The organism is Commensalibacter sp. Nvir, from assembly GCF_963921845.1.
Lineage (GTDB): Bacteria > Pseudomonadota > Alphaproteobacteria > Acetobacterales > Acetobacteraceae > Commensalibacter.
Genome location: NZ_CAWUGZ010000049.1, coordinates 1 through 11,209, shown reverse-complemented (window position 1 = coordinate 11,209; position 11,209 = coordinate 1). Strand labels below are relative to the sequence as shown.

Below are 11,209 nucleotides of genomic sequence, written 5' to 3'. Positions count from 1 at the left end.
GAGTAAAATTAATTTTACTCTCAGAAATACATATCCTCTTGATATTTTTCATACCGAACAGTTTTAATAAAAAAACATCACCCGCTTGATAGGGCAGATTTTCGATGTCCTAATTTCAATCTGCTGAAATAAAACTAACCTTAAATTTGCAATAAACCATCACAAAACGACAAGCAATTTTTTTCAACGAACAGTTTCACAGAATTATCCGCAAACTCTAGGTAAATTCACTTATTACAATTTGAACTATCTTCCCAAGCCCAAAATTGTTTATTTTAGGTGAACGAACCATGAATTGGTTTCAATTTAAAATAAAAAACTGTGAGAAGCGCGTTTTTCCCTACAATTGTTTTGAAAAAACCTAGTCCTGGCCATTTATCGTTTCTCAATTTAAAGCTATCAACAATGCTATTATTATCTTTTTTCTCAACAGAATTCTTTCGAACCCTATATAAAGTAGGTTTTGTGCTTTTCTTCCTTCTCTTTTAGGAGAATTTGACGGGTTAAGAACAACTCAACCCTTGACGGATGTCAAGGTTGGCTTTTTTTAATCATAAAAGCGTAATATCATTTTCTTTGTTAAAGTCACAATAACCTACAATGGCGCCAAATTTTACATTAACTGGCAACGCTTTCACAAAAGTACTGCAATTTGCAAAGAATCAACGAAAGCAATTTTGTTAAAAAAACGCCAGGCACATTAATAAAAATATGTTTAGGTTTAATCGCTGTAAAACCCATTCAAGGACTATGGACAGCAATCATTCCTTAGATCGCTACATTTATTAATCCCTTACCCCAAGGATACCCCACAACTAAGGACTGAGTTAAAACAGAATTACTGCTCAATGGACTATCTGCTATTAAACTTCTATTTCCAGAGAATACAATTCTTCTTCTGTCTGAGAAAATCTGTCTAGGATTAATTTTGTATCCAGATATTTAGATTGTGCATAAATATTCATAACAGGGTTTTTACCCTCGCCACTCTAAAAATTTGATGTCCTATCGAATTCTTAAGTTAATATTTTCATACCTGCCATAAGTGAGGCGTAATAACCCTATTCTCTTCTACCCAGCGCATTTACGAATCTAAGGAAACCAAAGTAGGATCTTTCTCCACAACGACTAATTTTTTTGAGAAAGCAAACGTGGCATATTAGCGTTTTATTACAGCCTTAGAAATAACCGATACAAGACTTGTAAATTCAATAAAACGGTTTAAATTGGTTTGTATTTTAAACACTATCGTTGAGAAACAATGCAGTTTACTTTTTCAACGTCGATATCCAAACGATTAATTGTACTACTTTACAAATAAAAAAATTATCTTATCATCACCAAATAGTTTCAGCTTTAGCAATCAAATTATGTATCATTCAAAAAAAATATTCTTAACGTGCTTTACAAGTATAACCCTTGTAACGTATGCTTTTCACTTGGCAAAAGCACAACCTGCTTCATCAATTCCTTCAAAATCTATGACCTATTCCCATCCCAATAAAGTTAATGTCTTGGTTCTTACAACTGGGGGCACCATTGCAGGCAAGGAAAATAAACAAGGCTTAGATTACCGAGCAGGTCAAACCAGCGGTGAAGATTTGGTCGCTTCTGTTCCAGCCTTAAAAAAAGAGGCTAACCTTACCGTCAAAGCTGTGGCTCAAATTGGTTCGCAGGATATGAACGATAAAGTTATTGTTGATCTTGCAAAAGAAATTAAGAAAGCTGAATCGGATCCAAAAGTGTCCGGTATTGTTATCACGCATGGTACCGATACCATGGAAGAAACCGCGTTTTTTCTAAACCAAGTGTTACCACATCGTAAACCGATTGTTCTGGTTGGTTCCATGAGGCCTGCAGATGCCGTAAGCGCTGATGGAGCGGGGAATTTACTGGATGCTGTCCGAGTGGCTGCTAATCCCGAAGCCCGCAATAGGCCGGTGATGATTGTCATGAATAACGATATTATTTCTGCTCAATTTGCTCAAAAAACCAATAGTACGAGTGTCCAAACGTTTAAAGCTCCGTTAAGCGGCCCTATAGGAACGATCAGTAACAATCACGTTTATTTTTTTAGCCCTCCCCCAATGGAAACCAAAGCAGCTTTTGCTATACCTTCCAAAATTCCTTTCCCCAGAGTCGACATTATTTACTCCCATATTCAAATGGATTCTGGACTTATTGAAGATTCTGTTAAAAGAGGTGCTAGAGGCATCATCCTTGCCGGGGTTGGTAATGGAAACACCTCTGCTGAAGCAATTTCTGCATTGGAAAAAGCATCCAAAAAAGGGGTAATTGTCGTACGTTCCACACGCGTAGGCAATGGGTTTGTGAATAGGAATGTCGAAGTCAACGATGACACTTATAATTTTGTTGTCTCAGAATATTTAAATCCACAAAAATCAAGAATATTGCTACAAATTCTTTTAGCCAACGCAGTTAACACCACGCAAGAGATTCAAAAACAGTTTTCAAAACTATACTAAATCTAATTTTTATTTTAGGATAAGGATCAATTCTTTTATTTTAATTTAGCTTAAAAATATATTGTCTAATCTTAATTTACACATTTGGGCAATATATGGTTCATACCCTAAGCTTTTTAATTATCTAAACTTTACTTTTGCTTATATATCAATTTTTTTTACTTTGTATGTATTAAAAAATTATGGGAGACAACGCGTGAAAACTCTAAGTTTGCTCATAACCAGCGCGTATATAGCTTCGTTGTCATGCCACGCTGCCCTCGCCCATAATTTGAAACAAAAAGAAAAAAAACATAATAAAACTGTCAGTAAAACTGTACCCCAAATTAATATTTTCGAAGCCCACAAAGACAAACAAAATTACGTTATCGCTCTTTACACAAACGCAACGGGAGCGGCATTGGTTGCCTATGATTCTCCGACTTGCCAAGCCAATTCCTACGGTGAAACCCGTATAGAAAAAACCCAGCCCTTAGAAATTGTATTTACATCAGCAGAAGATACCCATTGCAAAATAACGTTCAAACTAAAGGACAGCAAACTATTTGTCACCAATGAAACCCCGTCTTGCAGCACGTGGCACGGCGATTTTTGCAGCTTTTCGAGTTTATCGCCTCTTTCTCGTTTGTACCCTCCTTAAAAGTGTGAGTTTTGCAAATGAAAAACATTTTAGCTTTTTTCCTTATTGCTTCTTTTACGATTACGCCATCGACGAGTAAAAATCTTTCCTATGCAAATGAATTGGCTCAGTTACCCATCAACCTTGTCATGTATGAGCACAAGGCAAATGACGAATACCAATCGGTAATCTACCTTCCTTATTATCCTGCTTATGGCATGGTAACTTATAAATCATCTACCTGTAATGCTGAGCTTAAAGGATATATTGATCCTTTTGCATTAAAAAATAACATTCTTTCCATAACGTCCGGCAAATGCAGCCTTACATTTAAGCAAGAGAATCAATCGCTCATACCCTATAAAGAAACAAACGATTGTCAATCTTATCATTCTAGCACTTGTAATTTTTTAAAAATGAACAATTTAAAGCGGATCACGTTTAATTTAAACCATTAAATCTTTTCGATTTAAAAAGTATTACTTAAAGTTTCGGAGCAAATGAACCAAAAATTTATTCTACCTTTATTATCTGTACTGAGTCTGCTGGTAAGCACGATAACCTGTGCATCTGATCCCCTTCCGGATCAAGGAAATGTTGAAGCCATTCATGATCTGAATCAATTAGCCCCTGTTAAAGCCACTGTAGACGGCAAACGAATAGCCAGCGTTGAATCCGATAACGTCTGTTTTGTAACAATTACGATGGAATCACACAAAAAGTATCGCTTTTCTTTTTTAGATTGGCCTAAACAAGGTGATATGGATGATTCAGGGTATAGCACTTATGTGCTTAAGGATACAGAAAATAAGCCCCACGTATTTAGGACTGATCCTATCAAAGGGGAAAAAATACTGACTATTGTACAAAATCTTATTGAAGACTGTACAAAAGCTGAAAACCCTCAAGCGCTTCAGGTGCAACCAGAATCTTAGAGTTAAAAAAGCTCTTTTATAATTTTGTTGCCTATGTTTATTCCAGGTTTTTCAATCAACCGATGTGCAAGCACAGCAAAAACCATTAAAACAGAACAGATAAGCCAGACCATTAACCAATAATTATAGGGGCTTGCAACGGCGAAACCACCTAACGGCTTTATATTTAGAACGGTTTGAAACACTAAGCCTTGCAATAAATAAATATCATAACTTACTGCACCGAGTTTCAATGAGCCGGGGAATGTCAAGACCCCAAAAAAATTATCTCCTGATGCAACGCAAAAAAGAATCAGCCCATACAATATACTGCGCAAGCTATCTAAGGATTCAGCTTTTACAAGCAAGACTGCTAGGATCAATAGAGCTGTTATGCATGAAATCAAAGGATTTAATTTTATTCTACAAGCATAACGATGGTGTACGGTTGCACAAAGCATTCCAACAGTGAAGGTAAAAAAAACATGCATAAATTGTTTATAAGTGGGTGATACATAAACATACTGGTCCAATCCATAGAGAATGAAAAGGAGGAACAAACAAAAAATTAGGGAACGTAAAAAACTTCTAGCCATAAAGGATAAAGGAAACAACATACAATAATAAAACCACTCGTATTTAAGCGTCCATGTCACTCCAAAAAGTATCATAAAACTGGCATAACGATTATTGATATCGGGTAAAGGAAGCACCCCTAACGCCAGCCAAGACATAATTTGGAATACAAAGCGATTCACACTAACTTTTAATTGCCACCCCGATTCTATCATAACGATTAATACGACACAAAAAACCGCTAACCAGTATAAGGGGGCTAAACGGAACAATCGCCTAAGGTAAAATTGTTTCCATTCGTTTTTACCTTGATTGTTAAGCAATTTCGTCCAGAAAAGATAACTTGTGATCATGAAAAACAAATGAACAGCCATAGTGCCCAATTGACTATACATTGAGCTTGGGTTTTCTATTAATCGATTAAACCGAATAATTGCATAGAGTCCTTGGCTATGGGTAAAAACCACAGCCAAGGCCAAATATCCTCTCATCCCATCTATGGATCTGTATCGAATGTGTGTTCCAGATTCTATTTTTTTTATTGGTACTGGTAAATACATAATCAGAACCAATAAAAACAATGTAACAAAGAATGTCGGCCATAAACTAAAATAGGTCATTATTTCTTTTATTTCGACTAAAACTCATATTCACAAAATGACAGATAAGTATTCAAACGATAAGGCTTAACCATTAAAATGTATTCGGTTGAAAAGAGATAAAATCTACATCTAATAAAAAACGCTGCTAAGTCATTTTATCAACGCTTCGCCTATAAGCAAAAAAGCAAATAGTACAAATACACTAGCTGAAACTTTATCAATATGCGATTGATATCCTTGATAAAACTGTTTTATTGTGGAATGCGAAAACCCAAGTCCTATGAGCAGAAACCAAGCAAATGATTCAATCGTTAAAATGAATACCAAAATTAATGAAAACCAAATCTTGGTGTGACTAAGAAGAACCGTAAATATACTTGCAAAATATAATATTGCTTTTGGATTCGATAAATTAGTTATGAAACCCAGTAAAAAAAATGATTGGCAAGGGTTTGACTGAATTTTATAAGGATGATTTGCTTGCTTGTAAATGGTATAAGCCAAATACATCAAATAAACAGAACCGCATAAAAGCATTATCTTGTTCAAAAACGGATAATATTCAAAAAGAATTTGCAAGCCAAAAAGCGAAAGCAATGACCATATGGTACTACCCAGCGTAATACCCAAAGCAACCTGGAAAATATTTTTTTTTGTCCCGACAAGACCCGTCCGAGACGTTACTAAAAAATCAGGCCCAGGGACGGCTACAGCAAAAAGATGAATAAGACAAAGGCTAAGGACGAGCATAAAAAATAATCCGAATTATCAACGAAACATTTAAAACCGAAATTATGTTCTTACGCTATTCCCTATAGAGGGTAAAGTTTTAATGCCGATATTAAAACGCTACTGTTGTTCTAATGGACGAAAGCATTAGAAAATAGGCTAATGTAGGATTAATAGATGGGGAATAATACCCGTTTTGGCCGTTTAGGTTTGGGTTTTGGAAGAAATAAAGGGGCCTTTTTTATCGCTGGTTCCAAAGCGGGGAAAGGATCTATAGCTGTTCTTTTGTAAAATGCATCAAGCGTCTGTATATAACACACAGGTTTTTTTCGATTAAAGCACGTATACACACCGGCTTTGTTTAATTGGGGTATATAAATAGCTTTCCAGGTTGCAAAAGGCACCCAAATTCCTAATGTACCTATGGTTTTGATGGAAGTAAAATAAGGACCCGTAACCACAAACAAAGAATGATAGTGCAACGCCATTTGTCTTGTTTTATGCTCAATCCAATTCCATTTACCGCTGTTTAACGCATGGGTCTGTGGTACGATATTTTGATATTGAAATGTCTGTATTTGTGAAAAATAGTCAGGCATATCCCCACTAGGGGTCATATGCCCACGATCATACCCAGAGTTTTTATAATCGCGGAGAATGGGATTGCGATAATCGAACGAGCCATAACGTCTCATCCTTTTACTTTTCTCAATCATTTCATCCGTTAAATGCTCAGCAGAAAAGCTATTCGTTAGCGTTTTATCAGAGTATCCTAATGCAAAATTTTTTTGGCACAAAACATGATCGACCGTGTGAACGAGGGGAAGATGATTTTCATAAAAAAATTGCGGGCAATCCGACTGAGCAAAACCAGTACTACCAATACAAACAAACCCTAGCGACAGTCCTACCAAGACAGTAAAAGACAATTCGCTTTTTCTTACCATTATTTGACATACCCAATATAAATATTATGTTTTAAAAACAAACCTACACTTTACTTTTAAACTGAAGCGTGAAACATACTTTATTGGTATAGTGGGAAATTATCGTAAAACTATTTTTAAATCGAAAGAAATAGTATAGTCACAATCAAAAATGAATTAATTTAATAAACTGGCTAGAACGTATATTTTATTCTAGGAATTCTATTGGAGCGGGCGATGGGATTCGAACCCACGACCCCAACCTTGGCAAGGTTGTGCTCTACCCCTGAGCTACGCCCGCTCGACTAAACGTAAAACTGTTTTTACGGTATTTGCTACTTTCATGCAAGGGGGAAAAATTAAAAAATTATTTTTTTTTAGATTTTAAAAATACCCTGTATAATTTTAAAATCTGGTATAATCAAAATCTCAGCTAAAATAAATTATACAACATCTTCGGCAACACTATACCAAAATCGGATTATAGGATCTTTGAAACGAATGAGCTTAACCGACCCCCATACACCGAACAAACCCCAAATTCTCAATGAAGATGGTCACACGGTATCTTCTTCCACTCCTCAAAGTACAATCATTGAGGGAGACCAAAACAATTTTATTCCAGAAGTTATTGAAAGCAGTAACAGCCAACCCGTTTTGGTTGATTTTTGGGCTGAATGGTGCAGCCCCTGTAAACAGCTTACCCCTATACTCGAAAAAACCGTGCGTGCAACCAAAGGGCAAATTAAATTAGTCAAACTCAACATAGACTCAAGTCCTCACTTGGTTCAACAATTGGCCCAAGTGGGGCTCCCTATTCAATCTATACCCTTAGTTGCTGCCTTTTGGAAAGGGGAAATTATTGATTTGCTTCAAGGTGCACAACCTGAAAGCGCTGTGCATAATTTTATTGAACAGATTTTAAAGGCCTCTGGTGGCTCAATGCCTGGCGCTGGCTCTATTCAAATGGGTCAAGATCTCTTAGATCAACATAAAATTGAAGAAGCTATGGGTGCTTTTTCACAAGCCCTAGAAGCTGACCCCTCTAAAGGAGAAGCATGGGCAGGAATGCTTCGTTGTCTATTGATTCATTCTGGATCCGATGGTGCCATGGAGTTCTACGAACAAATTCCAGAAGACATGAAAAAAAATAAAGAAGTTATTGGTGCAAAATCGGCAATTGACCTGGCTATTGATGGGGAAAAAGCTCAAAAAGAAAGTCAGTCCCTTATTGAATTAATTAAAAAAGATCCTAAAAATTTTCAAGCACGATTTGAGTATGCAACGGCGTTAAATGCTTCCCATAAAAGGAAAGAAGCCGCTGAACAATTGCTCGAAATTATTCGTAAAGAAAGGCATTGGAATAATGACGCTGCACGAAATCAACTCTTTAAATTTTTTGAATCATGGGGAATGAACGACAAAGATACTTTAGAGGCCAGAAGACAATTATCTAGTCTGCTTTTTTCCTAAATAGTATGGGATTTCATCGTCACCATTTATAAAAGGTTTATATAATGAACGCTCAAGCGCCTCTTGATCAACGCTTATTATCCATTTTAGTGTGTCCTTTGACAAAAGGACCTCTTATTTATGATAGAGACCATAACGAACTCATTAGTTGTCAAGCCCACCTTGCCTACCCTATACAAGATGGTATTCCAGTAATGATTGCCGAAGAAGCTAGGCAACTAAGTGACGAGGAACTAGCAACCTATAAAAACAAATCATAACTAGAATTTCAGCATTTATTTTTATTTTTGAAACAACAAACGTTGTCCTTCTACTAAATCTTTTAATAAAGCTTCTAGCGTGAAATAGACTATAGAGGGGCAATTGCCTTTTAACTTGGATAAAATGGGGGATACATCGCATCCGAACGCGTAGTCTTTTGCGTCAATAGGCACGTAAGGTTTTGAATAATTCGCCTGTTCATTGCAAAGAGAAGTTAGTTTTTTTATTTTCTTTTGTAAAAAAGTAGTTATTTCCAGTTGATAATGTTTTGTCAATCTATTTTTCTTTTCATCCAAAGCGCGTTCAACAAAAATAGAGTCGCTCTGCAAACGTCTTAATAATGAAAAAATATGTATAAGGACAGGATCATAATGTTCTAACACCAACGTAGGGTGTTCCTTCCTAACTTCAGCGAGTTCATCGGATAATTTTCTTAATTCATTGGTTATTGAATCGTTCATTGTTTCTACTTCCTCCCATACAATAGGAGAGGTTAATGCGTAATGCAGTAAAATATTGATTTTATCCAAAGCAGACGCAGCACTTAAAAAAACATTATTTCTTGCTTGCGACTTTAATACGCAATAGCTGGCAATTAAGGACGCAATAACACCCACAATAATAGAAAAAATCCGGTCAAATGGCCTTTCAAAAACTTCTCCTGGCGCAGGAAACAAAATAACAACCGCCAAGGTAACCATTCCCAAACGCATTGAAGGTCGCCAAGATACCAGGGCGGCCATAGGAATTATAACAATAGAAAACGCAAGCAAAGGCGACCACCCAAAATATTGTTGTAGCGCAATCGCAATTAAACCCGCACTTCCTCCTATGATAGCACCTACAATTTGATCCCTACTGGTTTGTAAAGTTTGTGCAATTTTAGACTGAGTCGCTATGATCGAGGTCATTAGTGCCCAATACGGTTCATGTAAATGGCATAAATGCGCTATAAAACTAGCAAGTGCAATGGACAATAACAACCGCATACTTTGTTGTAAGGAAGAAATTAATTCTCTTCGATTAATCTGCACTCTTTGGTCTTTCGTATACAAACGCAATAGGTTTTAACGAACTATAATATCCTTTTTCTTTAAGGTAACCCAATGTAATTTATTGTCACTTTTTACCAATAATCGAATCATAGTATTGGAAGAAATTTTTCGTTCATTTTTTTGCTGAGACGAATTCTCTGTATTGATAAATTTTAATAAATCTGAAACATTTTGAAGTTCTTCATCGTTAACACCAAGAAAGAGATCTCCTACGTGAAAAAGCGATTTTTTCCCTTTCGCCTTTTTGGTCACGCACGTCACGATAACCCCTTTTTGCCCCTCAGGAAGATCATATTTTTGAAGAAGAAGGTCATCAATGTCACTTACTTCTATAGCTGCCCCTTTTACCACTATAATCTTAGACTGTTCTTCGGATTCTTGGTCAGAAGATATGTGTTGTTTTTCAACCAATGGAGCAATTTTTGCTACCATAATTTGTCTTTGATTACGACGAATAATAGTTAACGATATGGAACTACCATTTTGAAGTCTAGCAATTCTTCGAGGCAAAGTTTGCGCAGTAATTGATTGATTGTCTACAGCTATAATAACGTCACCCTTTTGTAGACCTGCTTTTGCTGCGGGACTGTCTGCCTCCACATCGACCACCAATGCCCCTGTAAAGGGTGTGATATGTATTTTTTCCCCAAGGGATTCATCAACTTCTTGGATGCGAACGCCTAACCAACCCCTAAAAACTTTACCATCACGCTTAAGTTGGTCAATAACCCATATGGCTTCATTGGAAGGTATTGCAAAAGCAATTCCAATTGAACCGCCTGAAGGAGAAAAAATAGCGGTATTGATCCCGACTACCTTCCCCTGCATATTGAACAATGGACCACCAGAATTCCCTCTATTAATTGGAGCATCCGTCTGTATAAAATCATCATATGGCCCTTGATCAATATTTCTCCCTCGAGAAGAAATAATACCTGAAGTAACTGTATTGGATAGTCCGTAAGGATTGCCCACAGCCAACACCCAATCCCCTATTTTTGATGTGTCACTGTTACCAAATTGCGCAATGAGTAAGGGGGTTTTAGGCGAAACTTTAAGTAAAGCTAGATCTGTACGCTCGTCAAATCCTTTTAAAGTGGCTTTTAATATATGGCTGTTTTCAAAAGTAACGATGATTTGATTCGTATCCTTGACCACATGATAATTTGTTACAATCCAACCGTTTGGATCTATGACAACCCCAGAGCCCAGGGCCTGAAGAGTATCAGAGTTACCTTCCGATACCCCTTTGCGATTCAAATAGTCTTTAAAAAATTTTTCAAAAGGCGAAGCCCCTTTGTCATTATTGAAATCATTGGATTGGTCTTCATCTGAATCGTCTTCAGACATATTCGCGGTAGATAATTTTGTTGCAGAGATATTTACAACTGTTGGGAGAAGCTTTTCAGCTAGTTCGGAAAAGCTTGGAGGAACATTTGGTTGGGTTTTCGTTTTTACGATTGGATCAGGGGGTGAAGGAAACCATATTTTTAAATGCCTCGTCGCATATAATGTAATAATAACTACAAAAAAACTATACAATAACCCTATTATTACACGCCGTATAC

At 36.6% G+C, this 11,209-nt stretch carries 11 protein-coding genes and 1 tRNA gene; 6 read left to right on the top strand and 6 right to left on the bottom strand.

Translation table 11 applies throughout. The features are described from left to right. The first annotated feature begins 1,370 nt into the window (after positions 1–1,370). From AABE15_RS03845 to AABE15_RS03830, 4 genes are all read left to right on the top strand, one after another. A complete protein-coding gene (locus AABE15_RS03845; protein ID WP_338329960.1) occupies positions 1,371–2,486 on the top strand; it encodes an asparaginase in 1,116 nt (371 codons plus the stop codon). Positions 2,487–2,682: 196 nt separating this feature from the next. Further along, on the top strand, positions 2,683–3,126 hold the full coding sequence (locus AABE15_RS03840; RefSeq protein WP_338329959.1) for a hypothetical protein: 444 nt from the start codon (positions 2,683–2,685) through the stop codon (positions 3,124–3,126). A 17-nt stretch (positions 3,127–3,143) separates the two neighbouring features. Continuing rightward, a complete protein-coding gene (locus tag AABE15_RS03835) occupies positions 3,144–3,563 on the top strand; it encodes a hypothetical protein (RefSeq protein WP_338329958.1) in 420 nt (139 codons plus the stop codon). Positions 3,564–3,605: 42 nt separating this feature from the next. After that, a complete protein-coding gene (locus tag AABE15_RS03830; protein ID WP_338329957.1) occupies positions 3,606–4,040 on the top strand; it encodes a hypothetical protein in 435 nt (144 codons plus the stop codon). Positions 4,041–4,042: 2 nt separating this feature from the next. Here AABE15_RS03830 and AABE15_RS03825 read toward each other — a convergent pair whose 3' ends face one another. The 4 genes from AABE15_RS03825 to AABE15_RS03810 form a co-directional block, all read right to left on the bottom strand. After that, positions 4,043–5,215: an acyltransferase gene (locus AABE15_RS03825; RefSeq protein WP_338329956.1), complete on the bottom strand. Its 1,173-nt coding sequence runs from the start codon at positions 5,213–5,215 to the stop codon at positions 4,043–4,045. Positions 5,216–5,347: 132 nt separating this feature from the next. After that, positions 5,348–5,947, bottom strand: a complete 600-nt coding sequence (locus tag AABE15_RS03820) for a LysE family transporter (protein WP_338329955.1) — start codon at positions 5,945–5,947, stop codon at positions 5,348–5,350. A 149-nt stretch (positions 5,948–6,096) separates the two neighbouring features. Beyond that, positions 6,097–6,873, bottom strand: coding sequence for a DNA/RNA non-specific endonuclease (locus tag AABE15_RS03815; RefSeq protein ID WP_338329954.1), 777 nt, complete (start codon positions 6,871–6,873; stop codon positions 6,097–6,099). A gap of 205 nt (positions 6,874–7,078) precedes the next feature. Beyond that, a tRNA-Gly gene (locus tag AABE15_RS03810) sits at positions 7,079–7,153 on the bottom strand. Between the two features lie 200 nt (positions 7,154–7,353). Here AABE15_RS03810 and AABE15_RS03805 point away from each other — a divergent pair. After that, positions 7,354–8,325, top strand: a complete 972-nt coding sequence (locus AABE15_RS03805; RefSeq protein WP_338329953.1) for a co-chaperone YbbN — start codon at positions 7,354–7,356, stop codon at positions 8,323–8,325. Between the two features lie 44 nt (positions 8,326–8,369). Further along, positions 8,370–8,585, top strand: coding sequence for a Trm112 family protein (locus AABE15_RS03800; protein ID WP_338329952.1), 216 nt, complete (start codon positions 8,370–8,372; stop codon positions 8,583–8,585). Between the two features lie 21 nt (positions 8,586–8,606). Here AABE15_RS03800 and AABE15_RS03795 read toward each other — a convergent pair whose 3' ends face one another. Both AABE15_RS03795 and AABE15_RS03790 read right to left on the bottom strand, forming a co-directional pair. After that, entirely contained in the window at positions 8,607–9,620 is a 1,014-nt protein-coding gene (locus AABE15_RS03795) for an FUSC family protein (protein ID WP_338329951.1), read from the bottom strand. A gap of 33 nt (positions 9,621–9,653) precedes the next feature. Continuing rightward, positions 9,654–11,209: Do family serine endopeptidase (locus tag AABE15_RS03790; RefSeq protein WP_338329950.1), on the bottom strand; the 1,556-nt coding region annotated here is incomplete at its 5' end.